The sequence below is a fragment of the Pseudovibrio sp. Alg231-02 genome, assembly GCF_900143565.1.
Taxonomy (GTDB): domain Bacteria; phylum Pseudomonadota; class Alphaproteobacteria; order Rhizobiales; family Stappiaceae; genus Pseudovibrio.
Genome location: NZ_FREX01000004.1, coordinates 128,891 through 155,699 on the forward strand (window position 1 = coordinate 128,891; position 26,809 = coordinate 155,699).

Here is a 26,809-nt window from a genome sequence, read left to right on the forward strand (position 1 = left end):
CCCTCCTCACATCATCAGATCAAAGTGCGTTGACTGGCACTTTGAGCATTGGAACGCCGTCCTCATCGGTCGGCACGGCACCTGCACGCATGTTCACCTGCAAAGACGGAATGATCAGCTTTGGTACGTCCAGCTGTGCATCACGCTCGGTGCGGAATTTGATGAAGTCTTCGCGGGAGTGGCCTTTACCAACGTGGATGTTATGTTCTTTCTCCGCGCCCACTGAGGTTTCCCACTCAATGTCGCGGCCATTCGGGCCGTAGTCGTGGCACATGAACAGGCGCATCTCGTCAGGCAACGACAGTACTTTCTGAATGCTGTCATAAAGCGTTGCGGCATCCCCGCCCGGGAAGTCCGCACGAGCAGAACCGCCATCCGGCATAAACAGGGTATCGCCCGCAAACGTCGCATTGCCCACAACGTGAACCATGCAAGCGGGAGTATGACCCGGCGTGTGAATGGCAAACGCAGTCATGGTGCCGATCTGATAGCTGTCCCCGTCCTTGAACAGCTTGTCAAACTGGCTTCCGTCGCGCTGGAATTCGGTTCCTTCGTTGAACACCTTGCCAAATGTGTCCTGAACCACGGTGATGTTCTCACCAATGCCGATCTTGCCGCCCAGCTTCTCCTGAATATACGGAGCAGCAGAGAGGTGGTCGGCATGAACATGGGTCTCAATCAGCCATTCAACCGTCAGACCATTGTCCTGCACGTATTTGATGATTTCATCCGCATTGTCATAGGTGATGCGGCCCGCTGCATAGTTGATGTCCATAACGGAATCGACGATGGCAACAGAAGATGAGGCAGGATCCTTCACCACATAGCTAATTGTATTGGTGCCGGGGTCAAAAAAGGCCCTGACTTCAGGCTCGACAGCCATGTTCACGGGGTAGTTCGTCATAACTTCCTCAATAAGTTAACGCGTGCGCAGTGGCGGTCGATGGTACGTGCACTTGTTTGTTTTCGTGTTCGACCGCCTGCACAGCCGCCTAAGCATTTCTTATTATATTTTTTTGTCGGAAATCAGTTTGTGATCTCCGGAAACATGCTTAAACGCGGCAGGTTTTAATTCCAAAAATGGAGTAGAGCGGGCAAATCCGCACGGCGGAAACCAGCAGCATTACAATGCCAACAATGATTGCGCCATAAAAGAAAAGTGGCTGCATAAACAAAGAAATGTTGGTAGACAACGGCAGTGCAATCAGCACAACACCAACAATAAAACGAAGAATGCGATCAATAGTTCCAACGTTAGCCATCATAGTCTCGTCCTCCAGGTACGTGGCCTAACGGATAACGAGTCTTCGCAAAGGCTTCAGTGACGAAGTCACCAAACTCCGCTACAAGCCCGTCTTTTCTTCGAAGCGCCTTAAAAATCAATGCGAAATGCCCAAAGGTCATAATGCCAGCTGGCCATCCCAGAACAATCCATAGGTTTCAGAGACGATATTTCTGGCTAGCATAGCGTTGAAGGGCACAGCCGGAAGATTCGATTGCCCGAGGCGTGCGCCAGAAAGCAGTTGGGGTTCCAGTTGACCGAAGTCTCCGTAGCAAACAAAGATTTTTACACTCAGCTTCACAAATCAAACCCCGGGTACGGCACCTCCTCATCCTACCTGATGGACGTTATCCTGCCGCTGGCACAAGACGTGAAGCCTGCAAGAATTCTGGATTACGGCTGCGGGAAAAGCTCATTGATTGAAGAGCTTGCGGCGAACCTGCAATGCACCTCACACCGCTACGATCCTTGCATTTCAGAATACAACGATATGCCCGATGGGCGTTTCGATCTTGTCCTGAACACAGATGTGCTGGAGCACGTGCCGGAGGATGAACTGGACGACGTTTTGGCGGACATTCGGGCCAGATCAGACAATGTTATCTTCCATATCCCAACACTTTACGCGACAGCCTTGCTGGCGGACGGCTCCAACGCGCACTGCACCGTGCATTCAGCACCGTGGTGGCAGGAGAAGCTATCGCAGCACTTCCCGTATGTTGAGGTTTTGCGCAGCACCAACAACGACCAGCAATTTTATGTCACGTGGGACGCCTCTGCTGAAGCGCGGCAGAACCTGAGACAGGTTTACCGACAGCGCAGGCGCGCCAACTCGGTGGCAAAGCGCAAACACATTCTGCGCATGCTGCGGATGAAGATGTTGAAGGGGTACGTGCCAAAACACGAGTTGCAGAACGACATTGCTGGCAAGCGCATCGCTGTCGTTGGCAACGCACAATCCCTCAGCAACAAAGAGTATGGACCTGAAATTGACGGCCATGACATCGTGATCCGGCTAAACCGCGGCACAATTCCGCACACCAAAAGCCATGGCCAGAAGCTCTCATGGGTGGCAACAAGCCTCGATATTCCCAAAAGCTTTGTGTATGGCGAGCAGGCGCGGCGGGTTATCTGGACACCGGCTGAACGTAGTTTCTCTCTGCCCTATTGGCTCGCCAGACATAACGATGTTGTCTACCTGATGAAACCCGCAGAGTTGAGGAGTTATCAAGCGCGTACAGAGAAGAAGCCGAGCACCGGTTTCCGCCTGTTGGGCCTGCTGGAAGAGTTGGGCGGTTACAAGCATATCAACATCTACGGCTTTGACTTCTTCGCCTCCCCCACAAACACCAACCACATTGAGCCCAGCAAGGCACGGGCGGATCATGATTATGACCGCGAGCATCATGAAGTTCAAAAATGGATGGCTCGCGACGCGAGGGTTTCTCTAAAACTCTGAAGCCAAATTTTTCGCGTATTCTCATCCTTAAATCGAAACCGCTTTTCGGGAATACGCTCTAGGCTTTTGCCAGAACTTCCAGTCCGGTGCGGTCAACAATCTCGATGGTTCCGCGGGATTGAGTGATCCAGTCACGGCGCTGGAACTCGCGCAGTTGGCGGGAAATGACCTCGCGCGCCGTGCCCAGTTCTGCTGCCATTTGCTGGTGCGTGGTGGCCACTTGCTTGCTGCTACCAGCAAGTTCCAGCAGTTTTTGCGCAAGGCGGATGTCCATGCGTTGGAACGCGATCTCCTCGATCACCAAAAACAGGTCCGTGATGCGCTTGGAGTAGGCGGAGAACACAAAGCGGCGGAAGGTTTCGGATTGGGCAATGAGATCATCAAACACCATGCGCGGAATAGCGACCGCCTGCGTGTCTGTCTCCGCGATGCCTTCTGCTGAGTAATCCTCATAGGCCAGCAGACAGGCCGTCGTCAGCACACAGCTTTCGCCCGCATGCACGCGGTAGAGAATGATCTCGCGTCCACCTTCAGAAAGCTGCTGCACGCGCACGGAACCTGAAAGCAAAAGCAGGAGGTTTTCCGGGGCTTTACCAGGACCAAAGATGATGGTGTCGGCAGGCACAGAGACAATGGTGCTACGATTAACCAGAATGTCCCTGATGTGATTTTCCAGCTTGGAAAGGCCTTGGAATCGATCGATCCAATTGGCAGCAGCGGTTGTCATGGTTTCCTCCCGAAACGCCCCCAAGAATGCGTATATTCTTGGCATAGTGCATAAAAGCGTTTAGCGCAATCAGGGCCTTTAGCAGAAGAATAATCTAACGACCCTGCGCTACCAGCTACATTCAGGAATAAATTTTCACTTCAGCCTTATTCTGCGCGTTCGCCGACAACACCCAAAGCCTCTTCAGCTGACAAGCGCTCTTCCGGAGATAGCTTCAGCAAACCTTTAATCGCACCCTTGATATTGTCCGGTGTACCGTCCAACCGCGCTTCCAGCTTCTCATCCAGCAAAGATTGATCATTGCTGCTGCCACTGCGGAATTCCTGAAGTTCATCAATCAGCTCCTGCTGCGCATTTTTGCCAGCAGCTGCTGCAACAAGCACAAGACCGCCTGCCCAGGAATCCACCTTAGAAGACAGCTCGGCCCCATCAACAAACCGTTCAGGCGGCTGGTTGTTTGGCGTACCACCTATCTCCATTTCAAAATGCTGGCCATCCTCACAATCGGCGGCAACACCCTCATGCGCCGTTGCATAGTCAAAGCTGGTGATCACCGGTTCTGTGCTGTCTTCCTCACGAAACTGAATGGTGTCGATGTTCAGATCCTGATGGAAGATGTTCCGCTTTTGCAAAAACGAAACTCCGGCCAGAAGGCCTCCGGCGAAGTCGTTGAGCGGCTCTTCATCCATGCCTTTGTCTTCTGGGAGGCGGTCATCCAGCGACCCACCCTTCAGTTTTTCACGGATGGCGAATGGCTCCCCGAACTCAGTCAGGCCTGCACCTTTCAGCTTCAAAATATTCTCGCTGCCGGGCGCCTGATCAAACTCACCAAGAGCGGTGAGGATCTTGGCTTCGTGCACCAGCAGCTCTGCCCCGACAAAGGTGGGCGGGGAATCCGGTCCGGCGGAATACGCGTTTGGCCGCTTGATCACAGCATCTTCCATGTACGGATAATCCTGCACCACGCCAGATGCATCATAAGACAGCACATTTTCCGCATTGGCCGCACCGCCCGTTACAGGAGGACTGACCTTGCCTGTCACATCCATGGCATGCTCTTCAGAAATACCAAACATATTGCCATAGGGCTGTTTGCCGCCATTTGTATTGCCATGTTGAAAGGCTGAGGGCACGGAGTTCGGCTCAATGACCATGGTTCCATCTGGTTTGGTTTGCACCTTGATGGGGCTGTTATCCGGAGGCGTTTCACGTGCGTTTGCAGAGCCCGCTGCAGCTTGTGCTGGCGGCAGATCAATGCTCAGGACTCTGGCGACAGCTCTCATCCACGTGTCATAGTCAGCCATTGTCACCTCGGAAAACGTCACCGGCCTTGCGAACCACTCGAGATCTCCTCGTTTCAGCCTGCAGTATCGGAAGTATCGTTGTTCGCCTATGCGCTGAAAAGCAAACAGCCAAAACAGCGTATAGGCGGCCCTACCAAAATAATGAGAATTGCAGCTACTGCTGCTCATCCTCTGGCTGATCTTCAATCAGCGCCAATGCTTGCTCAGCGGTCATTCGCTCATTCAGATCGATCTTCAGAAGTCCTTTGATCACGGCCTGAATGTTTGGCGGTACATTTGCGATGCGCGGCTCAAGAAAGGCATCATAAAGCCCCTGATCTCTGCGTCCGTCTTGTGTACGAAACTCTGCGGTTTCATCGAGGAAAGCTTGTCGCCCCTCATTACCGATTGCCGCTTGTAACATCAGTACTCCGCCATTCCAGGAGTCGATCTTACCAGTCATCTGGCCATTTTCATCGTATACTTCCGGAGGTTGAATATCGGGAGAACCGCCTCTCCTGTAGCCGAAGTCCCGACCATTTTCGTGGTCAGAGGCGATGCCCTCATGTGCTGAGGCTGTATCAAAATCACTGATAACCGGCACAGTGCTGTCATTTTCGCGAAACAGAATGTTATCAGCCTTCAGGTCCTGATGAATGATGTTCCGATTTTGCAAAAACGCCATGCCAGAGAGAACGCCCTTTGCAAAATCATTCAATTGCGGCTCTTCCAGACCGCGATCATCAGGGATACGATTTGCAAGTGTGCCGCCATTCATCTCTTCCATGATCAGGAACGGATCACCAAACTGCGAAATGCCAGAGCCTCGATATTCGATGATATTCTCTGCCCCCTTCGCATCTTTGAAATGAGAGAGAGCGGTCAGGATTTTGGTCTCATGCACAATCTGATCGGCACCAACAAACTGCAATGAACCATTTGCTTCTTCCATCGCATGGCATCGCTTAATAGCGGAATCTTCAATATCCGGGAACTTTTGCAGGTATCCTGTCGCACCACTCGCGAACACACTTTGCAGCCGCTCGTTGTCAACCTTATTGGGCGGTGTGAGCAGACCCTCCACATTCATCGAATGCTCGGTAGGTTCATAAGTCACCTTATCACGCCGACCTAACCTGCGTTCCCGTTTGGCTTTAATCGTGGCTGGAACAGAGCGTCGATCAATAACCATGGTGCCATCATTTTTCCGGTTCAGGCGGATCGGGCTGCCTGCCTGCGGCATCTCGTTGTAAACCCGGCGTTCCGGTGGCTGCTCGCCCTCTCCTGGCTGCGGATCATGCTGGTGCAACTCGCGGTGCTCGGGCCGTTCCAGTTCCTCAAACTCCTCGTCTTCCATATTCTCCTGTTCGCCCGCTTCATAAGGTGGCGGAGGATCGTAAGGCGGTGGGGCCTCAAACGGGATTTCCGGTTGCCGCAGGTCTGCACCGCGCTGCTCAACACCCCGCTCAATGTCGCGTTCGTCCTCATCATCTCCAAGCGCCAGAAACTCGCCCCGCTCTTCGATAATGCGGCCTTGCTGATCGTGCGTGGGCCGTTGCTCAATGCCTTCCTCGATGTTTTCCTGCTCTTCATCCTCAACGATGGCCATAAACTCGCCGCGCTCTTCCTCAGGCCCGTCAACAATCATGTCTTCAACGGCATTGTCACCTTGAGGCGGGATCTCACCCAGCCGAACATTGAGCGCTCGTTCCACAGCATCCAGCCATTGCTCTTGCTCTGGCGGCAGGTTTTCCTGATTTCCAGCGGGGTTTTGGGGTTGGGCAGGCACGGCATTCCTCCGACAATCGGTCCTGAGAGACACATTATATCATGCGAAGAAAAACGCCTTCCGCTAAGTAATGTTTATTGGAGTTTAGGTGTAGGCAGTCTTAGCGAGGCCCGCAAAATTGTGCAGCCCGCGTTTACCCAGTCGCAATCAATGTGCTCGTCAGCTTTCTACACCTACCCCGTGACGTCCCTTGCCGTGGCTGAAAGCCGTTGCGCCGGAAACAGTCTCTCCACTGGAGATTACCGAAAGGCCGCGCCGCATCTCATTCTTGATGGCTTCTGCTTCTGTCATATCCCACTGCTCAAACATGGAGAGCCGGTCACTGCGCATGCACATTTGCGGAAATTGCGCGATATGTGCCGCCAATTCCTTCGCCCTGGTGAGAGCCTCCCCGTCTTCCACGAGGCGACTGACGAGGCCAAAGGCCACGGCTTCCTCACCGCTCACACTGCGCCCTGTCAGGATCATATCTGCGGCGCGGGATTGGCCGATCAAACGCGGCAGGCGGATGGTACCCATATCAATCAGTGGCACGCCAAACCGTCGGCAATAAACACCAAACACTGCAGATTTTCCGGCAACGCGCATATCCGCCCAAAGCGCCAGCTCCAACCCGCCAGCCACTGCATGGCCCTCAATCGCCGCTATCACTGGTTTTGAAAGCCGCATTCGAGACGGGCCCATCGGCGCGAAGTCGCCTTCCTCTTGCAGGGTATTAAGCTTGCCTTCTGAAATGGCTTTAAGGTCAGCTCCCGCGCAGAACGTGCCTTGAGACCCGGTAAACACGGCGACGGAGAGGCTGTCGTCCTCATCAAAGCGGGTAAAGGCATCCACCAGCAGCTGCGCCGTCTCCCCATCCACCGCATTGCGCCGTTCAGGTCTATCCAGCGTAATAACCGCCGTCGTCCCCTCAACCTCAAAACCAACCGCCATAAACCCCTCCCTGAAATTCAGGAGAAGCCTAACAGAACTTGCCAAGCCCCGTCAGCCATTCAAAGGTGGAGTGTGGGTCTCTATTTGGCAGAGCGTTTACGGGGGATTTATTGCCTGGGCTTTCTTCTAAAGATACGCCCAAGCACGACATCTAAGACCTTTTCGAGAGCAAAGAAGGCTGCACCTGTTCCCAGTATAATGAGGATGGGAATGCGTGTGAGAAAATACAGAAATTCCCAAATGACAAGAAGCCAGCCAAGTATGCCTGTAACCACAAGCGTTTTACTGGGCCTCTTCTTTCCGCCTTCATTTTCCAATAGCTCCTCCCCTCTTCCCGACCTAAACAATATTTGGAGAGAGGATCCTATATTGCAAGTATAGGTTGTTTCTACACTCAAAGCATTTGGGGGTTCGGGAAGATTGGTCATGTGGCTATCGGTATAGACATTCTCAAATCAAAATGTCTATACCAATTCTGAGCATCCAGATTTTCAGAGCTGCGCCAGCAGCAGGCGCAGCTTCTCCAATATTTTACAAGCTGAAGGACGCCAGAGCGCTTGGAGATGTCGCATTGACCAATGAGAAGACCTGTTTGGCGAGCTCAGTCTGAACATGCTGCGCTTTCTCGCGCGCCAGATCTAAATTCATGTCCTTGTTAATTTCCGCCGCAACTTCAGCATCAACAGGGCCTTCTGGCTGGGACAGCAGCTCAATCTGAGCATCACGAGCAGAACCGATACTGTCGTAAACATCCTCAAACGCAGCGTTCCAGTTGATGAATGCCTCTGCCAGAACGCTTACAGCCACGTCGGCAGTATCACCTGCCAACATCTCTGAGAAATCAAAGGTGAGAACGTTGATCCCTGCCATGCCTGCATTTTCTGCAGCTTCTCCATTGAGGATCCAGGTCAGGGTGTTTGTCTGATCGTTTGGCTCACCATCCGTGCTGCCCGGAAAAATGCTCTCCAGTTGCTCACGAATGTCATCATTCTCGAGATACGGGTTATCAGGATTAAACTCGATGCCATCTGCAAGTATTGCCTGAACGTTTTCTTGAAACTTGGAAAGCTGATCAACAAAACCCGAATAATCACCAGATCTGTTTGCTATCTCTGCATGTGCCTTCATCAAAATAGACTCGATACGAAGAGGCATCAGCTCCATGTTAAGTTCAGAAGCATCAAATATAAGCTTTTCCTCTGACCAATCTCTTTCAAAGATCTCAGCGTAAACCTTGTCTGCAGCTTCTGCATCCAGGGGAGCAGGCTCAAAGATGCCTTTAGCAGCGTCAACCCGAAAGCTCTTGAAACTCTCATCTGCTTCAAAATAGGCCAGAGTCGAACTAGGTCGCTCTACAGGGTTCTGTGTTTCGAACAGCTGAACACTGCTAGTATTTAAATCAACAGAATTCATGTTTCTGTCCCTCTCTGGAAATAATGGGACATCTCGGTAAATCCGAGTCTGCAGAAGAGCATCATGCACTTTCATCGAAAGTCTGCAGCAAACCTGACAACGGAATCTATTTCAAAGAAAATAACGCGATCAAAGCTGCAATTATTCTATCATAATACATGTATAATTCACATGAATTATAATAAGCCACGCAGTTCATTACTTAGGAAAATCGATTTCATTGGTTCCAGCCTCATTACATCTGGAACTATATAATGGTATAGACACTTTAAGAACAAACTGTCTATACTGCCTATATGACAGATCTTCCTCTCGCCTATCAGAATCTCGCCGCCGATTATATTCAGAAAACGCATGATGACAGCAGGGCTTTGCGGGGCTCGGTTTATCAGCAGGCGAAGGGGAATGTTGAGAACGTTTTCGTCAAGATGCCGGTCGGAGCCGGGCGCAAGAGCCTGTATGTGGGGCCAGCGTTGCAGCCGGAAACACAGGCGAAGGTCGAGCAGATCAAGTATGCCAGCGAGCGGGCGCGAGCGCGGCGTAAGGACCTGAGCGTACTCAACAAAGTCGGCGTTCTGTCGACACACAGCTATGCGGGCCGTGTGCTGGATGCCATGGCCTATCATGGCCTGTTCCGCAATGGCGCCATTCTGGTGGGTACACTGGCCTATCAGTGCTACCCGCTGCTGTTGGGATGTACGTTGCCATCCACGCAGCTGGCGACGGATGACGCAGATCTGGTAGCCGCCTCACTGGCCATCAAGGCAGATGAGGGCATCGATATGCTCTCGATCCTGAAAGACGCCGACCCGAGTTTTGGGCCTATTCCGGAGCTGGATGGACGCGCGAAGCCGTCCCGTTTCCGCTCTCGCATCGGGTTTGTGGTGGACTTGCTGACCCCAACCCGCAAGCGCGGCGAAAAGCAACCGCTGGAGCTGCAGGGGTTGGATGCGGGAGCCATGAGCCTGCAATATCTGGCTTGGTTGATTGACGATGCTTCTCCGGCTGCCTTGCCCTTTGGCGCAGGTATTCCAGTTTTCGTGCCACGCCCTGCGCGTTATGCGGTTCATAAGCTCATCCTTTCGCAGAAACGAGCCCATACAACCACAAAAATCGCCAAGGATCTGGCACAGGCCAAAGCCCTTATCGAAGTGCTTGAGCGGTCTTGCCCCGGCTTGATCGGCGACGAACTTTTGGATGCCCAATCTCAAGGCAAGCAAGGTTGGAGCGATCCCATCGTAAAAGCCATGAAAGCCCTCTGGCCCGACGGCTCCTGGCAGGAACACCCTGAGTTTGAGGAGTTTGTAGAGGGACTGTAGGCCCGCTTTCAAAACTCACGCCATGAACAGATTGCTGATGTTGCAGTCTTGCGAAAGATGCCCCTTCTCCCAAATGGAATAAACAATATTCCCAGCAGTATTGAGGACAGAAGGCCCTAACTCATTTCCGTTCATATCAACGGGCACAAAATGAAACTGCTGAGAAGTGTTTGTACCGCCCCTATCAAAAATCCGATAGCACATATCCGGCTTCAGCTCTCCGTCCATCTGTCCTTTGATAAACGCGGTTTTCAAATACCCGTAGCTGTCAAACTCACCGTTTCCAACCCACATAACACTCCCCCCTAATATTGGCCTCACCGGCATCAAAGCTGAGAGTATCGCCTGCATATATACTGAGCATCTCTGCCTTTATAGGGAGCTAAAGTCACGATGGCAGCACACCGACCTCTGAGCATTCAGGGGGCTTACTGCCCCTCAGGTTTCTTGAAGGCTTAAGGAAGACGCGTTATATTAGGCAAGTGGAACGGGAAGCGCTAACTCCCCGCTCCGGTTGTTAGGTTATCCTAAAGAGAGCCCGAAAGTAGACTGCCAGTCGTCTTCGGGCTCTCTTTACTTTGAACCTCAATTCAAATCTCACCTAACCACCACCTCCTTTGACCAGGCTTTGCTTCTGTCGGAGTGCCTAACCTCTCCGATTGCACGGACTGGCGCGTGCTGCTGCTTCGCAAAGGGGTGGTATAGGAGAGCGTATGCTGACCGGAACAGACCGACAACATCATGATTTATCTAGCTTATTATCACTGGTTTATTTTAATGGGCGAGATCTACTAGTTTCGAATACGCCCTCAACTCGCCTCAGTCACACTCACATGCTTCATCAAGAAAGCATGGAACACCGCGTCGAACTCCTCCGGCTTTTCGATGTAGGCGGTGTGGCCGCAGTTCCTGACCACGTAACGCTCAACGCTTCCACCATTTGCCTCATAGCGGTCTAGCGCTTGGGAGGTTTGGGTGACCATCGGTTGGGGTGGGAAGACCTCTTCGCCGGGCCAGCTGGGGAGGAAGCCGAGCTTACCAAGGGAGCCTAGATCAAACATGGAGGTATCGGAGACGACAAGATCATCCGCGCCATGCACCCAAAGCACAGGCGGTTTGGCTTCGACATCACAGAACCCCAGAGGGTTTGCCTGACGGGTGGGTACGAGTGCATTGGTGCTGCCATAACGGCCCGGAGCGATACCCGGCCAATTGGGCGAGGGCACCACATCTCCCGGATAGGATTTGTCGCCGGTATGCTGCGCAAACACGGTTGCCATGTAATCGCCTAGCCGCTTGGGTTGGAAAGGCGGCTTCCAGACAAACGTATTGAGGATGTTGCGCGGGGAAAAATCGCTCCCCGTACTGCTGTCTTTGCCCATAAGCAGCTTTACAAACTCAGGATTCACTGCTGCCGCCCCACTACCAGCCCCGTCTTCAAAACACGGTGAGCCATCCGCTTTGCAACACCCAAAGCCAAAGGGAGAGGACGGGCTGACTTGCGTGAGAGACAGCACCCGCTGCGGATAATCGGCAAGAAACTGCCAGAGCACTCCGCCGCCGAGCGAGTGGCCAACCATATGCGCAGCCTCAATCCCCAACTCGTCCATCAGCGCGGCAAGGTCATCGGAAAAATCCTTGGTGCCACGAGTTGCATCCACCACTGCGGCAGGGTCAGCGCCTGCATACCCGCGCAAATCTGGCGCAATGGCACGGAAAAACTTTGGCAAGCGCTGCATGGTCTCTTCAAACCATGTGGCAGCAGAAAAACTGCCATGAATGAAGAAGATCGGCACACCATCCTCAGGGCCAGAAAACAGCACCCGCGTGGTCAACCGCTTGGATTGAACAGACCGCGCTTCAAGAAGTGTTGGAATCTCAATCATCTTCACCCCAATGCTTTGGTGCAGGTTACGAGCTGACCCAAGAAAATGCCTGAGACAAACACGCAGGACCAACGGCTTAAAGCAGTTTCATTGCCCGCAAATAAAGGCAAACCACCTCAAATAGCTAAAACTTGAAGAATGATGGCGGCGCGAATGCACCAATGTCAAGATTCTGCGCCATGCACGTATGGTGGGCGGAAACGGGAGAGCAGGCGTCTAAGGAAAGGCGTGCGGTTTTCCTTATTGTACCCGCTTGGCAGATATTGCCAGGGCTTTGATCTCCAGCAGGGCTTTTACCGCAATTTTACGGCTGGTCAGGCTGAGTTGTCGCTGCCAGGCGTCCTCATGACGCGACCAGCGGAACGCATTGCTCTTTAAGATCCGGCAGATCTCCTCGCTGGGTTGCTCATCAAACACAAACTGAATGCGGTTGATACGCGGATTTTCTCTCACCGTCAGCCCGGGAACACGAATGCTTCCCGGTTCAACCAGTTGCTGCTGTTGCCGAGGGTTGTCTTGGGGCATAGCCTCGATCCTTTTTCTACATGCTATTCCTGAGTACAGAGACGGGGTGCCAACGGGCAGGTCTGATCTGATGCCAGTTAATTGACCCGTTGAACTCCCTCTCCGCATCACCCGGCACAGGGGTGTGGTGCTGCAATCACCTTCAATCTACAAGGTGGGATCAACTGCATGTTGAAGTAGGGCAAGAACCCGTAGACTGCGATCCTGTAGGTCCTCATTGTGTCCCATAATTGCGTGATTGATAGTGAGCAGCATGTCGTATTCCCGTGTGTGCTCCAGCCGGCTTGTCAAAACGATGTTCAGAGCTTCCACGAGGTTCTTCAATTGGCAGGATGCAAGTTGAAGGCCTTCTAATTCCTGATGAAAAGAGGTTTCGTCCTCTCTGATAATATTCAATTCCGACATTCCGCCTCACCCCGTATTTTTTAAATTAATGACCTATTCCGTGTTTTTATTATCCCGCGAATGCCTCCGGTATTTTGCAGGAGACACCCCAAACTGCCGCGTGAACGCGCTTATGAAATTGTTGTAGTGGCGATAGCCAATGTGCTGCGCGATTTTAGAGAGCGAGGCATCGCTCTGCTCAATCGTTTTGCGTGCAATCTCCAGCCGCTCATTGCGGTAGACCTCAAAAACCGTCCCTCCGAAAATCTTCTTGAAACCGCTGTTCAGGCGCTTCTCACCAAGGTTCACTTTGTACGCCAGATCACTCAAAGACAGCGGCGTGCTGAGGCTGCCCATCAGCAGCTTGTAGGCCCGCTGCACACTCGCCACTTCGTACTCGTTAAGCATTCCGCCAGCCGACACCTGATTGCTGAGAAAGTTGGCTTTCAGTGCCAGCAATTGCAGCACGGCGCCTTCAATAAACAGGTTCCGCATGGTCCCAACCAGCGGACTGCTGATCACAGAGCGCACAAGTCGCCGCATCTCTGGTGTCGGGCGAAACTCCAACAGGTGAAACTCCGGCTCGCTTCGCTTCAGAAACGGAAGGAACGTAGCAGGAATATCGTCTTCAAGAGCCCGTGCGAGGAACTCCTCTGAAATTGAATAGGAGAGCAATTGCAGGTCGGTGCCGCGCGCAATCTGAAATTTGGTGGTAGAGGGGCCGTATCTGACAAAATTAGCCCGATCCGCACTCAGACTAAATTGCCCAACCCCGGAGACTGTTGCAACCAACGAGCCTTGTAAAAGAAAATTTCCGGATATCGTGCAGGCTTCGTTTCTAAAAGAAGTATAACAGGCGCTAAAATCCCGTTTTGGAAGTATTTTGGCAATCCGAACCTGAAGCTCTTGGTTGTATTCAATATTGCTAATTATAGCAGAGACGTTTTCGTTGTTTACGTAGAGTGGAGCAGATGCGTCAAAGTACTTTCTGAAATGACCGTCACGTATATAGGTCCACTCTGATTGCATTAAATATTCCACTCATAACTATTCCAAAAATAAATTCATTATGCATTTATACCTAGTGCATAATTTTAGTATCAACTAAACAGCGAAACTTAACCCCAGTATTACCCTTGCGAATATTTTCGGCCTTCAAGAATAGAAAAACGGGCACAATTACTTACAGGTATGAACACCATAGTTTTCAGATGGATGCGCACAGGCCCACAGTACACACCCTGCAAATGGGTGTGTTTTAAAGCTAAATCAGTAAATCCTGAAATGAGTTCAGGCCTTTTTCAAAGCCTGCTGCATGGCGCGGTAGGATTGGGTTTGCAGGGCGTTTGAGGAAAGGTTGAAGCTGTTGGCCAGTTCGCCGATCTCCTGCTCGTGCTGAGATAGCATGTCAGCGTCATCTGTCATGATAGCCAGTTCAACAAAACGGCCAAGGTCAGGAACCTCATCCAGCGTGACGTGGAACTTGCCGAGAAAGTAGATGTCGCGCTTCTTTTCCAGCCGCTCGACCTCCTCAAACCCCAAAGACAGGATCATGGCGTTCGTCTGATCTGCATCTGCCATATCCATGGAGATACATTTGTCCGGCCCCGGCCCTTTGCTGATCCAGAGTGCACGGCCTGACGGGCGCATGACACGCAGCACGTGTTGCTGGTTGTTGTTGGCAAGGCGCTTATCTGCAAGGTCATAAAAGATGTCTTGCTCGGTATTGCCAAGGGTGAAGGGCACGGCTCCACGCGCTTCCAGCTGACTGCGGATCACTTCAAGATCGGCAACAGCGTATTTGCGCTCCACTTCATAGATACCGATGAAGTGATCACCCGGATCACACAGCATGCCTTTGGTTTGAAGATCGGTCCCAGTCATCACAGGCTCCCTAAGCTCATAAGAGTATCCTTAAAAAGCGTTTGAGTGGGATGCAAGAGCGGAAGCATCACGGACCACTGTTACGTGACCCGTGATGTCTGTTTGCGTCGCTAAAAGCCCTTATGGGTGGGAGGCGTATTGGGTGCCGACCTTGTAGCGCTTCATCTCGCTGTCGGTCATCCAATGCACATCTTCCGGCGGCGCGGCTTCCAGTGTGTACCAGTAGAACAGCGGATCGATGCCGATGTTTTTGTAGTACTTGAGATACTTCTCGTGCTCCTTATGCGTTTTGGACAAGTCCAACGCGTTGTAATCCTCGGCACTCCAGGAATGCACACCAATGCGCGCGCCCTTCACCACAACTCGCTTTTTACCTGCAAGGAAGAAGTCCGTCCCACCAGACGCGATAATACCGTTTGACGGAATAACCGTGGTCAGCCCGCGTTCATGAACAATGCGGCCCGCCTCCAGATTGGCGTAATCATCATCGGAACCCGGTACATCCACCATAACGATGCGTTTGATCTTCGGGTTCTCATCCAAAGCCGCCCGCAAATCGATCGGCGTGGACGAGCTGATGACTCCATTCATCACCAGTTCTCCATCCACGGCCTCAAACCGTGCAATCTCGTAGTCATCTTCAATCGAGCCACACCCGGCCAGCACCAGCACTAACAACGCCGCTGCGGGCCAAACCATCATCTTCTTCAAAGCCACCATTCCAAATCCATCAAGTCGTTCTTGTTGGCCTAGTGCTTCTCATAGGTGGGATGAAGGCTGGGTGATCGTCTGCTAGCTTGCCAGTATCACCGTCTCCTGTGGGATTGATTTGATTCAGAACGATCATTCTGATATCAACTGAGTCATGCCAAGAAAAGCCAACATAACCACACAGAACCTGACCGACCGCGCACTGGGGCATTTTTGGGAGAACGGCTTCCATGCCTCCTCCCTAGATGATCTCGTGAAATCAACAGGAGCCACCCGTCACGCCATTTACGGCGCATTCGGCGGCAAAAAGCAGATGTTCCTCGCATGTTTCCAACGCTATCAGGACCTCGTTGTCTCACCGGCGTTCACTCAGGTAGAGCAGCCTGATGCAACGCTGGAGCAAGTCGCAAACTACTTTGAAGCGCAAATCAGCCGGGCAGAGGAAACAGGCCTTCCGGGCCCGGGGTGCTTTGTCGCCAACTCTGCAACTGAGGTTGCGCCGCACGACACGGACGTTCTGGCCAAGGTGGAAGAACACAATGCCCGCCTCAAGCTGGGTTTTCTCAATGCGTTGCGCAACGAAACGCCTGCAACGCACCAACTGAGCGCTGAAGAGCTGGAATTGCTTGCGGGGGTGCTGGTGGTGTTCACCAACGGCCTCTGGTCCACCTCCCGCCTCACTCAAGACGGTGATTTTCTGCGCGCCAGCACCAGACAATTTTTGGAAACCATCAGAAAACGGATTTCGGCCCCATGACTGCTATTGCTCCCTCAAATCTCAAAGGAGCCTTCTGGCTCGCCCTGCTGCTAAACCTGCTTTGGATCAACGCTTCCGAGGTCTTTCGCTATTTCGCCTTCGTCATGCCGTTGATGCGCAGCTCACTTCCGCAACTTCAGGACGTAGCCCCCATGAACCTGCCGGTGTTTATGATCTGGGGCGTGTGGGACACGGTGCTGGTGCTCGCAGCAACCGGCCTCAGCTGGGTGCTGCTGGAACGGTTCGGCCCAACCATTCGCAACGCGCTTTACGCAGGCAGCGCAATCTGGGCAACGGTCTTTGTCATCTTTTGGCTTGGCCTTTGGAACATGAACCTGGCCACCACCCAAGTCGTCCTGACCGCCTTGCCACTGGCCTGGGTCGAAATGATTGTAGCCGCTCTCATCGTGAGATGGGCAATGGTGCGGGGGTAGTTGGTCTTAGGCCATTTTCACAGTACCCTGCCCGCCGGATAACGGGGGAGAATCGGGATGGTGCGGGTCACGGGTGGATGTTTGTGCGGCGCAGTTCGCCTTGTGGCGACGGGAGAGCCGGACAGGGTTGGAGTGTGCCATTGTCTTGATTGCCGTAAACATCACGGCGCCGTTTTCCATGCCTCGGCGGTCTACCCTGAGGAGAAAGTCAGTGTTGAGGGCGAAGTAAACGCCTATCAAGGCCGCTTCTTCTGCCCAAAATGCGGATCTTCCGTCTATTCAACCAGTGAAGGCGAAGTCGAGGTCCATCTGGGCGCTCTGGACGAACCCAACCAGATGACCCCAACCTATGAACTCTGGACCACCCGCCGCGAAACCTGGCTGCCCAAGTTTCCGGTTGCAAAAACCTACGAGAAGGATCGGGTTGAGGACTAGCTTGTTCTTCAGTCAGAAGCTTGCCAATCATGGAGCGCGGTTTCGATATCGTGTTGGTTTCGGCAATGCCAAATGCACTGGTTTGTGGCGCTTTCCAAACAGGTGCTGATACTGCGGCGAAGTCTTGAACCATTTTTGAGGCTGCGAGCTGCGAAGCGGTATTGCTGAAGCGGCCAGTCCGAGTTTCCTGCAGGCAGTTCCCGGCGTGTCTTGCCAATGTTGCGCCACGGACGCGCTATCAGGCGCCATGTCCTAACCAGCTCAGGTGGATCAAGCCAGACAACAGCATCCGCTCGTGGAAGGGCCAGCGGCAAAAGACTTGGCCCACCTTCAAGGATCCAGGCATCGGTTGCCACGAGTTGCGACAGGTCCCTGTCGACTTCTGATCTTGATCGTTGTTGCCAGTTACTCGTCAATTTGATTGCATCGAAAGACACCAACGGTATTTCGGAACGCGCAGCACTCATTCGAGCTGCAACGAAACTTTTGCCTGTTCCGTTTGCACCAGTAACAATCAACCTTCGCATCTAAAACCTGCATGGGTTCCGAGAGATCGGTTCAAATCACTATCTGAATCGCAATACCACCACAACAGCCCCTGCTGAGTAATGCCCTACCCGCAGCAGCTTTTGTCTTGTTGGATTGGGGGGCATGGGACTGTGCCGTAGGAGCAGTAGACACAGCAATCGCCGGGGAGAGGCTTCAGCAAGGTTCCGCAGGCTTTGCAGTCATAAAACCACTGGCAGGCGTTTGTTGGCATGGTTTCAGTTTCGCTGTGCCCGCATTCCGGGCAAGTTACTGTGCTTTCAAGGATAACTGTTTCTGTCATGGCGTCACATCAGGCTGATCAGGTGGTCGTTGATTGCGGTCTCGTTCAAAACGATTGCCCATGCCAGCGCCGTCACGAGTGTACTCACCAGCAAGTGCCACTGCAGTTGGCCTAGTGCTCCGCGATAGAGAGCAGTGCCCCACGCGGTCAGCAGCAGCAAAGAGGACGCAGTCAGCACAAAATAGCTTGCCGCGGCAATTTTGCCAAAAACGGCTAACCAACCGCCACCAAGGCCCGCAAGCATCAAAGCAATGGGGAGCACGCAGCAGGTGGCTACTCCCAGAGAGGCAAAGGAGCCTGCATGGTTCATTTTTAAAAAGGTCTTCATCGGCAAATCCATTCGTCATCGCAGTTGTGATGGTTCTGCCGCATGCTTATAAATGCTGTAGTAACTACAGGATCAAGGCAGGAGTGATCACATGTTCGCGATTGGCGAAGCGTCTAAGCGCAGTGGCGTTGCTATTGAAACGATCCGTTATTACGAGCGCGAAGGCATAGTTATCAAACCTGCGCGCGGGGATAACGGACGTCGCGCCTACTCCGAGAAGGAGATCGGGCAGTTACGCTTCATTAAACGCTGCCGGGATCTGGGATTCACCATCAAAGATGCACAAGCGCTTCTCAGCCTCGGTGAGCAGCAAGACGAGAACTGCAAAATCGCCCATGACATGAGCAAAGCGCATTTGGAGTCTGTTCGGGAAAAAATCGAAAGCCTTCGACAGTTGGAAAAAGCGCTCGAAGAGCTCATGGGAAACTGCGCCAGCGGCAATCTGCAATGCCCTTTGCTGGATCGTCTGCACGCAGACTGATGTGCTTAGCTGGCCCAACCAGCAAAAACATAGCAACGCAGAAAAACGCTAAATCGCGCAAAGCAACGCACATTTCAACGCAAACGAGATATCCCCTCTGTAAGCGGGGATTAAGTCTCTTCCAGCAGAGCTGGATCAGCCACCACGGCGCGCAGCACCAGGTCAGAAACGCTGCGGGCGATTTCTTCCAGATCCTTGTCGGTTTGCTCAGCGCGCGGTGAGTACCAGAAGCATGGGCCGTTCATCAGGATGATGATGGAGTGCAGGGTGATGGAGACTGATTGCTTTGCAAACACACCAGCCTCAATGCCTTCTGTCAGCACACCGCGATACAGGTTCTCATAGGCACGGCGCATTTCGATGATTTGTTCGATCATCTGTGTTTCATGAGGCTTGGCCGCACCACGGAAAAACATGCGGGTGTCTTCGCTGACAACACGGTGATAGCTCAGGAACTTGAGGATGCGCAGCACATGGGCAATGGACATGGCGCGCAGCTTCTCGACAGGGGGGATGTGTTGCGCTGCAATGGGGCTAACCCGTTCCATAAGCAGGGAAACAGAGCGCAGGCGCACGGCATAAAGCAGCTCACCCTTGGAGCGGAAATGGTGGTAAACACGCCCCTTTGTAGACCCAAGCAGACCGGCAATATCATCAATGGAAGCCACATCCGGCCCCATCCTCATGAAGCACTCCGCAGCAGCGTCCAATATCTCCTGCTGAGACCGGCTCAAATCTTCGATCATTCCCGTATTCCCCTAAAGGCTCCCGCTGCCTTCCCTTTAACCCAGTTTGCTTGCAATCTGAATCCGACAAACTGCTTTAAAGCATCTTTCTTGCGCCCAGTCCTACCCGAAAACCAGCAGGCACATTTCAGGAATGCGCTGTAAATACACAGGTTTACAGTCCCCACCCGAAGCAAAACCCTAGCATACCTAACGAAATTGTGTATCAGAAATTCCTTTACCTGAAGCACCAGTCCCTAGTATAAGTTCAACCTATGATAGATGGAATTGGATCCTCATTTACCGGACTGGCTCGCTCTGCGTCTTACAACGCAGCTCAACCCGCACGCGTAAACCAGCAGGAATCCACGTCTTTTTCCGTTGAACATGCGGTTCCAAAAGACTCCGTCACCATCAAAAGCGACCTTTCTGCCAACCCGGTAGCGGCTTCCTCTTCCTCTGAAAAGTCCAAGAATGAAAACGGACAGCTTTCTGATGGAGAACAGGAGCAGGTTCAAGAGCTTAAGACACGCGACGCGGAAGTTCGCGCGCACGAACAAGCCCATGCAGCAACAGGCGGTGCCTACGCCGGAGCGCCGAGTTATACGGAGACTCGCGGCCCGGATGGTCACAGCTATGCTATTGGCGGCGAAGTCTCAATTGACTCTGCCCCCGTTTCCGGTGACCCGGAAGCCAGCATTGCCAAGCTGAACACAGTGATCGCAGCAGCTCTTGCGCCCGCTCAGCCATCCGGTCAGGATCAGGCCGTTGCAGCCCAAGCCCAGACGAATCTGGCGCAGGCCTATACCGAGCTGCGCGAGAAGAACCTTGGCGGCAGCGAGGAAGAGCAAGAAGCAAGCGAAGTCAGTGGGTTACAATCTCTGTTGCAGGTTCAGGAATACCCTGAAACCGCCTCTGATCCATCTGCACTGCTGCTCAATGCAACTCAGGCTTATCAAGCCGCGGCAGTTTAACGCTCACCTGAGCATTCCTCACCCAGCAGCAATCCTCAGCACCCCACAAGCGTGCAACAACGCCATGAAATCATGATGTTTTTCGGAGTTTTAAAATAACTCTACGAGCTAAATACCTGACAGAACTTGTTAAAAAATTTTCATAGAGTTGCGGTGCATATAAGTAAAAGTCATTGACTTGGTTTTTGTAGTGGCCTAAGGCGGAAATGTACTTAGCGTCACTCGAGTTTGCTGTGAAACTGACAAAAGCCAAAGCGACTGTATTTGCTGCACTGTTTGTGTTGATGCAGCTTGTTGCTCCTCCCGGCATGATGGTGTCCGGCGGTGAGGACGGCTTTGAGATTGTCATCTGCACCGCGCAAGGTATGCGAACAGTCCTTCTTGACGAGCAAGGCAACGAACTCCCGCAAGCTGAAGAGCAGAAGGCCTACGACAACTGCGCATTTGGCAGTGTTGTTGCAAAGGCCCTCAGCACGTCTCCTCACACAGAGTTTGGCGGGTCACCCCTTCCTATCGATGTAGTTTCACTGCCAACAAGCGTTGCGCTTGCTGAAACAACAGTGCGCATCGCTGCACCCAGAGCACCTCCCGTCTGAGCATAAATTGGTTTGTCCCAGCCTTTCTTATTGTGGCTAATTTGCTGACATAAAAGGGCTATTTTATCAAAGGACATTCCTGTTCCGTCATGCAAACCCATGGCAATTTCAGGTTTTCTGCAGGCTGCTTGTCAGAAAACCCAATGCCACATTTGCATGCATTCGGACCTGCAGAGCTCAACGCCTGCAACAGCTCATCCCTCAATCTCGGCAATGTTTGAGGTTGGCTCTGATTGCTCATCAAGCGCAAGGTGCGTTCACTTGGCTTTGAAACCATCCACCGTACTGGCCTGCTGGCTCGCAACATGGTTTGTGATCCTGCAGCTTGTTGCACCGCCCGGCATGATGCCGCGTGCGGGTGCGGATGGTTTTGAAATTTCAATCTGTACTGCACAGGGCCTTCAGCAGATCTTCATTGAAACCTCTGATGAGGATGAGGAGCAAAAAGATAAAAAGAACAATGCGTTCTGCGTTTTTTCGTTTGCCGCGCTAAAGTCTCCTTCTTCCGCTCCTTTGGGCGTGTTCATCCTTGAAACCACTCAACCAAAGCATGTCTTTGCCCACAACGAGGTGGGACACTACGCAATTTTGCGGCGAAGCCATGCTCCACGGGCGCCTCCTGTCTTTGTCTGATTTTCTCTCGATTACAGACAATGATTGGAACTGAAATGAATAAATTCAAACAACTCCTTGGCGTCAGCGGTGTGCTTGCAGCGTCTCTTCCTGCTCTGATTTCCGGCGTGCCAGCTGCGCAGGCGGAAGACATTCAACAGCTGCGCATTGCAGTGAAAAAAGACCGCTACAGTGTCGACCCGAAGAAGTTCAACTTCACCACCCGCCGACCAGCCGGGCAGATTGTTGAAACGGCTGTTAAGCCAGACGAAAACTTCATTCCGCAAGGCGTGTTGTTTGAGACCTGGGACTACAAAGACGGCATTTACAGCATCAAGCTGCGCGAAGGCATCAAGTTCCATGACGGGCAGACCTTTGACGCCAAAGCCGCCATTGATGGGCTGAAACTCTACGATCAAGGCCGCTCCGACTTCCTGCAGATTGATCAGGACAGCTTTGATCAGACCGGGCCTTACACCTTCACCTTCAAGTCCGAAATCAATTCCTCTCTGGTCATTGAAAACATGACCCACCGTGGAGCCTCCCTTTTCTCCATAAACGGTGAGCGTGCAGAAAACCCAATTGGCACAGGCCCTTACCTGCTGGACAGCTACAAGCCAAAGCAATCCATCAGCATGAAACGCAACGCGGATTACTGGGGGGATGCGCCGAAGGTTGAAAACATCACCTATCATTTCATTGCAGATGATCAGGTGCGTTTGCTGGCATTGCAGAACAAAGAGGTCGACATCGTTGCTGAAGTCACCCCACAGATGCTGCTGAGCCTGCCAAAAGATGGTTCCGTGGTGGTGCACCAGTCCCGCCCAATCCGTTACGTGGCGCTGCTGACCAACCTGCACGGCAAAGCGCCATATGACACGCTGAAGGACAAGCGTGTGCGTGAGGCGCTGGCTTATGCCATCAACCGCGAGCAGCTGGCACAAGTGCTGTTCAACGGCAAAGGCGTTGTTGCAAAAGGCATTTTGCCAGACTGGATGTTTGGTCTTGGCGATAAGCACGTGGACGGCTTTGACTACAATACCCAGAAGGCAGAAGCCCTGCTGGATGAAGCTGGCTGGACCAAAGGCAGCAATGGCATGCGCAGCAAGGACGGCAAGCCGCTGAAGCTTCGCCTTGTAGCCGCTTATCCGAACGTTTCCAGCGTGCGCCCAATGCCAGAGCTGCTGGAGCAGATGTTCCGCACTATCGGCATCGACATTGAGCTGGTGCAGGTTGATGATTCAGGCGTTTACGACGACACCTATCTGGCAACCGGCGAAGCGGATCTGTACATGGAGTTTGCCTCTAACAACAATGCAGACCCAACTTACCTGCTGTACAACCTGTTCCATTCCAAAACCCCGTGGGGCTACCAGTACACCGCACCGGGTGGCAAGCTGGACACCATCCTCGACAATGCCCGTCAGGCGCAAAGCCGCGAAGAAGTCATTGAACTTGTTCGTGAAGCGCACCGCGAAATCGTGCAGACCAAACTGGCTGCTATTCCAATCCTGATGGTGCCAAACTTCAATCTGTCCCGTCCGGGTCTGAGCATTCCAATGTTCGAGCACGCTGACTGGATCGATTACGGTCAGGTTACCCAAACCAAATAAGAGATGCGCAGCACAGGTCATTGCAACACCATGATCTGTGCTGCCTTTTCACGAAAGATCAGCACATGAAGCCGTTTGTTTTCAAGCGCACGCTTTCGGGAATTCCAACTCTGTTTGGCATGACCCTGATTGGTTTTTTAATCATCGGCCTCACCCCCGGCGATCCTATTGAGATGGAATTGCGCCGTCTCGGCGTGTCGTTCACTGCTGAGCAGGTGGAAGCGCTGCGGGTGGAGTATGGCTTGGATAAGCCACTGATCCAGCGCTACTTTATCTGGCTGCTGGATCTGTTCCGACTGGATCTGGGCACCTCCATCGCGTCAGGCCGTCCTGTGTTGGAGCTGTTCAAGGAGCACTTGCCCATCACGGCAACGCTGTCCGTTCTGGCATTCGTCAGCTCGCTGGCCCTGTCGCTGGTGCTTGGCACCGTAACCGCTGTATCACAGCGCACATCGGTCTCTACTAGCCTCTACGTGCTGACCATGTTTCTTGTCTCCGTACCCTCCTTTTGGCTGGCGCTGTTTCTGTTGGCGGTGTTCGCGCTGGGTCTGGGGTGGTTCAAACTGCTGCATTTCGGCAATGCGCAAGATTTGATCCTGCCAGTGATCACGTTGACGCTCGGCAACGCGGCGGTGATGAGCCGCCTTGTGAGGGAGCGGATTATCGCTGTGATGAGCGAGGATTACATCCGCCTTGCGATCACTAAAGGCCTGTCACGGCGCACTATTCTGGGCCGCCACGTGCTGAAGTCCATTCTGCCGCCACTCATCACCAACTGGGCCATCTCTTTCGGTTCCCTGCTAGGTGGGTCTGTGATTATTGAGAATATCTTCAACCTGCCCGGTCTGGGACAGCTCGCCCTGCAAGCCATTGCGGAGCGGGACTTTGCGATCCTGCAGGCGTATCTGCTGTTTATGGGGCTGGTGTTCTTTCTGGCGAACTTTGCGGCGGACCTGACGAACCATTGGCTCATGCCTCAACTCAAGGAGGATGACCATGGCGTACGTTGATAGTGCAAAATCTATCCCCCTCTCGCGGGCAACACAGCTCCTCAGAGGCAGAACTACATTTTTTCTGGGAGGGCTCTTCCTGTGCTTCTTCATCGTGCTTGCCATTGGCGGCGAAGCCTTCGCCCCCAACCCGCCCAACCAGATTGACCTGCTCCACCGCCTCAGCGCTCCCAATCTGACTTACCCGCTCGGAACGGACCATCTGGGCCGGTGTATCCTCTCCCGCCTGATGACAGGAACCGCACTCTCTCTTGGCACAGCGCTGACAACAGCCGGACTTATCCTCGCCATCGCACTGCCCGTGGGCCTGCTCTCCGCCCTCTGCAAAGGTTGGGTTGATGCGGTTTTGATGCGGATTGCGGATATCTTCCTCGCGTTTCCCATGCTGGTGTTCGCCCTTGCCATCATCGGTTATCTGGGCGCCTCCCTCACCTCCGCCGTCATCGGCGTCGCCCTAGCCTGGTGGCCAAGCCTCGCCCGTTTGGTCCGCACATTAACGCTGGAAGCAGCTTCAAAAGAGTACGTTTTAGCCTCCCGCCAATGCGGACAAAAGCCGCTTAGCATCATCGGGCGGCACATCCTTCCGCAAATCTTACCCCCGCTGCTGGTGGTCCTTTCCCTTGAAATGGCTGGGCTTTTGCTGGTGTTATCCTCCCTCAGCTTCCTCGGCCTTGGGGCTCAACCACCTGCTGCGGAATGGGGCGCCATGCTTAACGAAGCACGGCCTTTCTTCGCAGAGCGCCCAAGCGTGGTGCTGGCACCCGGCATCGTCATCATCCTCGCCGTTCTCAGTTTCAATCTGGTGGGCGAAGGCATCCGCTTTCAGCTGGACAAGAGGAGACCCTACAGATGGTAGAAATCCCCCTTCTTCAGGTGCATAACCTCACCATTTCCAACAGTGCGCAGAACAACGAGCCGCTGGTTGAAGGCGTCAGTTTTGATCTTGCGGTCAACCAGAGATTAGGTCTGATCGGCAAATCCGGTTGCGGTAAGTCATTGACCTGCCACGCGATTACAGGCGCGTTGCGTGCTCCTCTGGCAGCTTCAAGCGGGTCCATCCGGTTTCAAGGCAACGACCTTCTGGCAATGCCTTTTGCTGAAAAGCAGCAGATCCGAGGCACCGGCATCTTCTGTATCTTCCAAAGCCCCGGCAGCGCCTTGCACCCCAGCCTGACCATTGAAACGCAGCTGCTTGAAACTGCAAGAAACCTCTCACTGCACGGTCAAGCTGCACACCATGCTCTCCTTCAGGCACTCGAAGCGGTTTCACTGCCCAAGCTCTGCCTGAAGCAGTACCCCAATGCTTTGAGTGGTGGTATGAAGCAGCGGGTGATGATGGCTATGGCGTTGATTTTAAAGCCAACTATTCTGATAGCTGATGAGCCGACCACTGGCCTTGATGTCATCACAGAGCACGAAACGCTAGAAGCTCTCAACGTGGTGCAGCAGGAAACTGGCTCCGCTCTGCTGTTCGTCAGCCACGATCTGCGCATTGTCCGCCAAACCTGCACCTCTGTGCTGGTGATGGACGCTGGCCAACTCGTTGACGCCTGCGATCTGAACCAGCCAATCGCTCCGGATTGCCACCGCGCGACCGCAGAAATTACAGGCGCTATGGAAAGACTTCAGCTATGACCATGCAAGCAAGACACCTCTCCATCGCCTACGGCTCTAATCAGGTGCTTTCACAAGTCAGCCTAACCCTGCATCCCTCCCGCACAACCGGCCTTGTAGGCCGCTCCGGCTGCGGAAAATCAACGCTTGCCAAGGCGATGACGGGGATCATCCCCGCACCACAGGAGACGCTGTTTCACAACGACCAGATCTTCTTCCCCGACCTCAGCAAAACCGGAAATATCATCCACTACATGTGGCAGGACCCTCTGGCTGCTTTGAGCCCTTTCTTGAGTGCGCTGGACCTAATCTGCGAGCCGCTCAAAGCCATCCATAAACTGCCCAAGGCTGAACGCCAGCGACAGGCAAGAGACCTGTTAAATATGGTTGGGTTGAATGCAACTTGCTCAGTCAAACGACCACATCAGCTTTCCGGCGGCCAGTGCCAACGTGTTGCACTGGCACGCGCTTTGGCTGTTAAACCGCGCTTTCTGGTGCTGGATGAGCCGCTCTCCGCGCTGGATCTGGTGACGCAGGAGCAGATAACCTCCCTGCTGCGCAAGGTGCGGGCAGAGATGAACATGGGCCTCCTGATCATCTCACACGACCTGCAAACACTGGCAAAACTGGCCGATGACATCGCAGTGATGGATGGCGGCAGGATCGTAGAACACAAGGAAACACATGAGTTTTTCGCAGCCCCTGAGCATCAGCTATCTCGTCGTTTTGTCGAGATCTCGAAATACTCAGCCCCTGCTGCTGCCCTTAACTGAACTTCGCTATCATGCCCGCCTAACCCCATTTAG

The 26,809-nt window shown here is 53.2% G+C and carries 33 protein-coding genes; 14 read left to right on the top strand and 19 right to left on the bottom strand.

Going from position 1 to position 26,809, the window contains the following annotated elements; genetic code table 11:
• Window positions 1-19: 19 nt before the first annotated feature.
• On the bottom strand, window positions 20-904 hold the full coding sequence (locus DHN43_RS12920) for an MBL fold metallo-hydrolase (protein ID WP_063295905.1): 885 nt from the start codon (window positions 902-904) through the stop codon (window positions 20-22).
• Between the two features lie 148 nt (window positions 905-1,052).
• Window positions 1,053-1,265, bottom strand: coding sequence for a YgaP family membrane protein (locus DHN43_RS12925; protein ID WP_063318134.1), 213 nt, complete (start codon window positions 1,263-1,265; stop codon window positions 1,053-1,055).
• 270 nt (window positions 1,266-1,535) lie between these two features.
• On the opposite strand from DHN43_RS12925, the gene DHN43_RS12930 reads away from it, so the two are divergent.
• Window positions 1,536-2,741, top strand: coding sequence for a glycosyltransferase family 29 protein (locus DHN43_RS12930; RefSeq protein WP_208995388.1), 1,206 nt, complete (start codon window positions 1,536-1,538; stop codon window positions 2,739-2,741).
• Window positions 2,742-2,799: 58 nt separating this feature from the next.
• On the opposite strand, the gene DHN43_RS12935 is transcribed toward DHN43_RS12930, so the two are convergent.
• The 6 genes from DHN43_RS12935 to DHN43_RS12960 all read right to left on the bottom strand — a co-directional run bounded on the left by DHN43_RS12935 (window position 2,800) and on the right by DHN43_RS12960 (window position 8,886).
• Window positions 2,800-3,468 carry a Crp/Fnr family transcriptional regulator gene (locus tag DHN43_RS12935; RefSeq protein ID WP_108818860.1) on the bottom strand — a complete coding sequence of 223 codons (669 nt, stop codon included), beginning with the start codon at window positions 3,466-3,468 and terminating at the stop codon, window positions 2,800-2,802.
• A 146-nt stretch (window positions 3,469-3,614) separates the two neighbouring features.
• On the bottom strand, window positions 3,615-4,772 hold the full coding sequence (locus tag DHN43_RS12940) for a protein kinase domain-containing protein (protein ID WP_108818861.1): 1,158 nt from the start codon (window positions 4,770-4,772) through the stop codon (window positions 3,615-3,617).
• 154 nt (window positions 4,773-4,926) lie between these two features.
• Window positions 4,927-6,540 (bottom strand): protein kinase domain-containing protein, encoded by a 1,614-nt coding sequence (locus tag DHN43_RS12945; protein ID WP_108818862.1) that lies wholly within the window; start codon window positions 6,538-6,540, stop codon window positions 4,927-4,929.
• A gap of 159 nt (window positions 6,541-6,699) precedes the next feature.
• Complete coding sequence (locus DHN43_RS12950; protein WP_108818863.1) at window positions 6,700-7,473, bottom strand: crotonase/enoyl-CoA hydratase family protein; 774 nt, start codon at window positions 7,471-7,473, stop codon at window positions 6,700-6,702.
• Between the two features lie 107 nt (window positions 7,474-7,580).
• Complete coding sequence (locus DHN43_RS12955) at window positions 7,581-7,790, bottom strand: hypothetical protein (RefSeq protein WP_159096847.1); 210 nt, start codon at window positions 7,788-7,790, stop codon at window positions 7,581-7,583.
• Between the two features lie 214 nt (window positions 7,791-8,004).
• A complete protein-coding gene (locus DHN43_RS12960; RefSeq protein WP_108818865.1) occupies window positions 8,005-8,886 on the bottom strand; it encodes a hypothetical protein in 882 nt (293 codons plus the stop codon).
• A 296-nt stretch (window positions 8,887-9,182) separates the two neighbouring features.
• Here DHN43_RS12960 and DHN43_RS12965 point away from each other — a divergent pair, with 296 nt between their 5' ends.
• Window positions 9,183-10,205, top strand: coding sequence for a GSU2403 family nucleotidyltransferase fold protein (locus DHN43_RS12965; RefSeq protein WP_108818866.1), 1,023 nt, complete (start codon window positions 9,183-9,185; stop codon window positions 10,203-10,205).
• A gap of 15 nt (window positions 10,206-10,220) precedes the next feature.
• Here DHN43_RS12965 and DHN43_RS12970 read toward each other — a convergent pair whose 3' ends face one another.
• The 7 genes from DHN43_RS12970 to DHN43_RS13000 all read right to left on the bottom strand — a co-directional run bounded on the left by DHN43_RS12970 (window position 10,221) and on the right by DHN43_RS13000 (window position 15,604).
• Complete coding sequence (locus tag DHN43_RS12970) at window positions 10,221-10,499, bottom strand: hypothetical protein (protein WP_153040724.1); 279 nt, start codon at window positions 10,497-10,499, stop codon at window positions 10,221-10,223.
• 515 nt (window positions 10,500-11,014) lie between these two features.
• Window positions 11,015-12,091, bottom strand: coding sequence for an alpha/beta hydrolase (locus DHN43_RS12975; protein ID WP_108818868.1), 1,077 nt, complete (start codon window positions 12,089-12,091; stop codon window positions 11,015-11,017).
• A 240-nt stretch (window positions 12,092-12,331) separates the two neighbouring features.
• Window positions 12,332-12,616, bottom strand: a complete 285-nt coding sequence (locus DHN43_RS12980) for a hypothetical protein (RefSeq protein WP_063287864.1) — start codon at window positions 12,614-12,616, stop codon at window positions 12,332-12,334.
• A gap of 147 nt (window positions 12,617-12,763) precedes the next feature.
• On the bottom strand, window positions 12,764-13,021 hold the full coding sequence (locus tag DHN43_RS12985) for a hypothetical protein (protein ID WP_063318124.1): 258 nt from the start codon (window positions 13,019-13,021) through the stop codon (window positions 12,764-12,766).
• A gap of 33 nt (window positions 13,022-13,054) precedes the next feature.
• Window positions 13,055-13,792 (bottom strand): helix-turn-helix transcriptional regulator, encoded by a 738-nt coding sequence (locus tag DHN43_RS12990; protein WP_208995397.1) that lies wholly within the window; start codon window positions 13,790-13,792, stop codon window positions 13,055-13,057.
• Between the two features lie 498 nt (window positions 13,793-14,290).
• Complete coding sequence (gene cyaB, locus DHN43_RS12995) at window positions 14,291-14,884, bottom strand: class IV adenylate cyclase (RefSeq protein WP_108818869.1); 594 nt, start codon at window positions 14,882-14,884, stop codon at window positions 14,291-14,293.
• A gap of 120 nt (window positions 14,885-15,004) precedes the next feature.
• On the bottom strand, window positions 15,005-15,604 hold the full coding sequence (locus DHN43_RS13000; protein ID WP_108818870.1) for an alpha/beta hydrolase: 600 nt from the start codon (window positions 15,602-15,604) through the stop codon (window positions 15,005-15,007).
• A 145-nt stretch (window positions 15,605-15,749) separates the two neighbouring features.
• Between DHN43_RS13000 and DHN43_RS13005 the strand changes: the two genes are divergently transcribed.
• The 3 genes from DHN43_RS13005 to DHN43_RS13015 are packed head-to-tail and all read left to right on the top strand — an operon-like array spanning window position 15,750 to window position 17,221.
• Window positions 15,750-16,352, top strand: coding sequence for a TetR/AcrR family transcriptional regulator (locus DHN43_RS13005; RefSeq protein ID WP_108818871.1), 603 nt, complete (start codon window positions 15,750-15,752; stop codon window positions 16,350-16,352).
• Window positions 16,349-16,786, top strand: coding sequence for a hypothetical protein (locus DHN43_RS13010; protein ID WP_108818872.1), 438 nt, complete (start codon window positions 16,349-16,351; stop codon window positions 16,784-16,786). Before DHN43_RS13005 ends, DHN43_RS13010 begins: the two co-directional genes overlap by 4 nt.
• A 57-nt stretch (window positions 16,787-16,843) precedes the next feature.
• Complete coding sequence (locus tag DHN43_RS13015; protein WP_108818873.1) at window positions 16,844-17,221, top strand: GFA family protein; 378 nt, start codon at window positions 16,844-16,846, stop codon at window positions 17,219-17,221.
• Between the two features lie 8 nt (window positions 17,222-17,229).
• Here the strand turns inward: DHN43_RS13015 and DHN43_RS13020 are convergent, their stop codons facing one another.
• The 3 genes from DHN43_RS13020 to DHN43_RS13030 form a co-directional block, all read right to left on the bottom strand.
• Window positions 17,230-17,748, bottom strand: coding sequence for a DNA topology modulation protein FlaR (locus DHN43_RS13020; RefSeq protein WP_108818874.1), 519 nt, complete (start codon window positions 17,746-17,748; stop codon window positions 17,230-17,232).
• 86 nt (window positions 17,749-17,834) lie between these two features.
• Window positions 17,835-18,050 (bottom strand): GDCCVxC domain-containing (seleno)protein, encoded by a 216-nt coding sequence (locus DHN43_RS27410; protein WP_082596645.1) that lies wholly within the window; start codon window positions 18,048-18,050, stop codon window positions 17,835-17,837.
• Between the two features lie 4 nt (window positions 18,051-18,054).
• Window positions 18,055-18,378 carry a hypothetical protein gene (locus DHN43_RS13030; RefSeq protein ID WP_063287986.1) on the bottom strand — a complete coding sequence of 108 codons (324 nt, stop codon included), beginning with the start codon at window positions 18,376-18,378 and terminating at the stop codon, window positions 18,055-18,057.
• Window positions 18,379-18,469: 91 nt separating this feature from the next.
• On the opposite strand from DHN43_RS13030, the gene DHN43_RS13035 reads away from it, so the two are divergent.
• Window positions 18,470-18,859, top strand: coding sequence for a MerR family transcriptional regulator (locus DHN43_RS13035; protein ID WP_063295888.1), 390 nt, complete (start codon window positions 18,470-18,472; stop codon window positions 18,857-18,859).
• 110 nt (window positions 18,860-18,969) lie between these two features.
• On the opposite strand, the gene DHN43_RS13040 is transcribed toward DHN43_RS13035, so the two are convergent.
• A complete protein-coding gene (locus DHN43_RS13040) occupies window positions 18,970-19,605 on the bottom strand; it encodes a TetR/AcrR family transcriptional regulator (RefSeq protein ID WP_063287854.1) in 636 nt (211 codons plus the stop codon).
• Between the two features lie 254 nt (window positions 19,606-19,859).
• On the opposite strand from DHN43_RS13040, the gene DHN43_RS13050 reads away from it, so the two are divergent.
• The 8 genes from DHN43_RS13050 (at window position 19,860) to DHN43_RS13085 (ending at window position 26,776) form a co-directional block, all read left to right on the top strand.
• Window positions 19,860-20,558 carry a putative metalloprotease CJM1_0395 family protein gene (locus DHN43_RS13050; protein WP_108818876.1) on the top strand — a complete coding sequence of 233 codons (699 nt, stop codon included), beginning with the start codon at window positions 19,860-19,862 and terminating at the stop codon, window positions 20,556-20,558.
• 233 nt (window positions 20,559-20,791) lie between these two features.
• Complete coding sequence (locus DHN43_RS13055; protein WP_063287985.1) at window positions 20,792-21,154, top strand: DUF2946 family protein; 363 nt, start codon at window positions 20,792-20,794, stop codon at window positions 21,152-21,154.
• Between the two features lie 261 nt (window positions 21,155-21,415).
• A complete protein-coding gene (locus DHN43_RS13060; RefSeq protein WP_159096849.1) occupies window positions 21,416-21,787 on the top strand; it encodes a DUF2946 family protein in 372 nt (123 codons plus the stop codon).
• A 35-nt stretch (window positions 21,788-21,822) separates the two neighbouring features.
• Complete coding sequence (locus DHN43_RS13065) at window positions 21,823-23,379, top strand: ABC transporter substrate-binding protein (RefSeq protein WP_108819038.1); 1,557 nt, start codon at window positions 21,823-21,825, stop codon at window positions 23,377-23,379.
• Between the two features lie 65 nt (window positions 23,380-23,444).
• Window positions 23,445-24,389: an ABC transporter permease gene (locus DHN43_RS13070; RefSeq protein WP_108818878.1), complete on the top strand. Its 945-nt coding sequence runs from the start codon at window positions 23,445-23,447 to the stop codon at window positions 24,387-24,389.
• Window positions 24,376-25,245: an ABC transporter permease gene (locus DHN43_RS13075; RefSeq protein ID WP_108818879.1), complete on the top strand. Its 870-nt coding sequence runs from the start codon at window positions 24,376-24,378 to the stop codon at window positions 25,243-25,245. Before DHN43_RS13070 ends, DHN43_RS13075 begins: the two co-directional genes overlap by 14 nt.
• Window positions 25,239-26,024, top strand: coding sequence for an ABC transporter ATP-binding protein (locus DHN43_RS13080; protein WP_108818880.1), 786 nt, complete (start codon window positions 25,239-25,241; stop codon window positions 26,022-26,024). The genes DHN43_RS13075 and DHN43_RS13080 overlap by 7 nt, the downstream gene beginning before the upstream one ends.
• The gene (locus tag DHN43_RS13085; protein ID WP_108818881.1) at window positions 26,021-26,776 is read left to right on the top strand and encodes an ABC transporter ATP-binding protein; all 756 of its coding nucleotides are present in this window, start codon (window positions 26,021-26,023) and stop codon (window positions 26,774-26,776) included. The genes DHN43_RS13080 and DHN43_RS13085 overlap by 4 nt, the downstream gene beginning before the upstream one ends.
• Window positions 26,777-26,809: the final 33 nt, after the last annotated feature.

What these genes read in the sequence shown, in the direction of transcription:
- DHN43_RS12920 (WP_063295905.1), bottom strand. Translation starts at nt 904, where the DNA reads ATGACGAACTACCCCGTGAACATGGCTGTCGAGCCTGAAGTCAGGGCC.
- DHN43_RS12925 (WP_063318134.1), bottom strand. Translation starts at nt 1,265, where the DNA reads ATGATGGCTAACGTTGGAACTATTGATCGCATTCTTCGTTTTATTGTT.
- DHN43_RS12935 (WP_108818860.1), bottom strand. Translation starts at nt 3,468, where the DNA reads ATGACAACCGCTGCTGCCAATTGGATCGATCGATTCCAAGGCCTTTCC.
- DHN43_RS12940 (WP_108818861.1), bottom strand. Translation starts at nt 4,772, where the DNA reads ATGGCTGACTATGACACGTGGATGAGAGCTGTCGCCAGAGTCCTGAGC.
- DHN43_RS12950 (WP_108818863.1), bottom strand. Translation starts at nt 7,473, where the DNA reads ATGGCGGTTGGTTTTGAGGTTGAGGGGACGACGGCGGTTATTACGCTG.
- DHN43_RS12960 (WP_108818865.1), bottom strand. Translation starts at nt 8,886, where the DNA reads ATGAATTCTGTTGATTTAAATACTAGCAGTGTTCAGCTGTTCGAAACA.
- DHN43_RS12965 (WP_108818866.1), top strand. Translation starts at nt 9,183, where the DNA reads ATGACAGATCTTCCTCTCGCCTATCAGAATCTCGCCGCCGATTATATT.
- DHN43_RS12970 (WP_153040724.1), bottom strand. Translation starts at nt 10,499, where the DNA reads ATGTGGGTTGGAAACGGTGAGTTTGACAGCTACGGGTATTTGAAAACC.
- DHN43_RS12975 (WP_108818868.1), bottom strand. Translation starts at nt 12,091, where the DNA reads ATGATTGAGATTCCAACACTTCTTGAAGCGCGGTCTGTTCAATCCAAG.
- DHN43_RS12980 (WP_063287864.1), bottom strand. Translation starts at nt 12,616, where the DNA reads ATGCCCCAAGACAACCCTCGGCAACAGCAGCAACTGGTTGAACCGGGA.
- DHN43_RS12985 (WP_063318124.1), bottom strand. Translation starts at nt 13,021, where the DNA reads ATGTCGGAATTGAATATTATCAGAGAGGACGAAACCTCTTTTCATCAG.
- cyaB (WP_108818869.1), bottom strand. Translation starts at nt 14,884, where the DNA reads ATGACTGGGACCGATCTTCAAACCAAAGGCATGCTGTGTGATCCGGGT.
- DHN43_RS13000 (WP_108818870.1), bottom strand. Translation starts at nt 15,604, where the DNA reads ATGGTGGCTTTGAAGAAGATGATGGTTTGGCCCGCAGCGGCGTTGTTA.
- DHN43_RS13005 (WP_108818871.1), top strand. Translation starts at nt 15,750, where the DNA reads ATGCCAAGAAAAGCCAACATAACCACACAGAACCTGACCGACCGCGCA.
- DHN43_RS13010 (WP_108818872.1), top strand. Translation starts at nt 16,349, where the DNA reads ATGACTGCTATTGCTCCCTCAAATCTCAAAGGAGCCTTCTGGCTCGCC.
- DHN43_RS13015 (WP_108818873.1), top strand. Translation starts at nt 16,844, where the DNA reads ATGGTGCGGGTCACGGGTGGATGTTTGTGCGGCGCAGTTCGCCTTGTG.
- DHN43_RS13020 (WP_108818874.1), bottom strand. Translation starts at nt 17,748, where the DNA reads ATGCGAAGGTTGATTGTTACTGGTGCAAACGGAACAGGCAAAAGTTTC.
- DHN43_RS27410 (WP_082596645.1), bottom strand. Translation starts at nt 18,050, where the DNA reads ATGACAGAAACAGTTATCCTTGAAAGCACAGTAACTTGCCCGGAATGC.
- DHN43_RS13030 (WP_063287986.1), bottom strand. Translation starts at nt 18,378, where the DNA reads ATGAAGACCTTTTTAAAAATGAACCATGCAGGCTCCTTTGCCTCTCTG.
- DHN43_RS13035 (WP_063295888.1), top strand. Translation starts at nt 18,470, where the DNA reads ATGTTCGCGATTGGCGAAGCGTCTAAGCGCAGTGGCGTTGCTATTGAA.
- DHN43_RS13040 (WP_063287854.1), bottom strand. Translation starts at nt 19,605, where the DNA reads ATGATCGAAGATTTGAGCCGGTCTCAGCAGGAGATATTGGACGCTGCT.
- DHN43_RS13050 (WP_108818876.1), top strand. Translation starts at nt 19,860, where the DNA reads ATGATAGATGGAATTGGATCCTCATTTACCGGACTGGCTCGCTCTGCG.
- DHN43_RS13065 (WP_108819038.1), top strand. Translation starts at nt 21,823, where the DNA reads ATGAATAAATTCAAACAACTCCTTGGCGTCAGCGGTGTGCTTGCAGCG.
- DHN43_RS13070 (WP_108818878.1), top strand. Translation starts at nt 23,445, where the DNA reads ATGAAGCCGTTTGTTTTCAAGCGCACGCTTTCGGGAATTCCAACTCTG.
- DHN43_RS13075 (WP_108818879.1), top strand. Translation starts at nt 24,376, where the DNA reads ATGGCGTACGTTGATAGTGCAAAATCTATCCCCCTCTCGCGGGCAACA.
- DHN43_RS13080 (WP_108818880.1), top strand. Translation starts at nt 25,239, where the DNA reads ATGGTAGAAATCCCCCTTCTTCAGGTGCATAACCTCACCATTTCCAAC.
- DHN43_RS13085 (WP_108818881.1), top strand. Translation starts at nt 26,021, where the DNA reads ATGACCATGCAAGCAAGACACCTCTCCATCGCCTACGGCTCTAATCAG.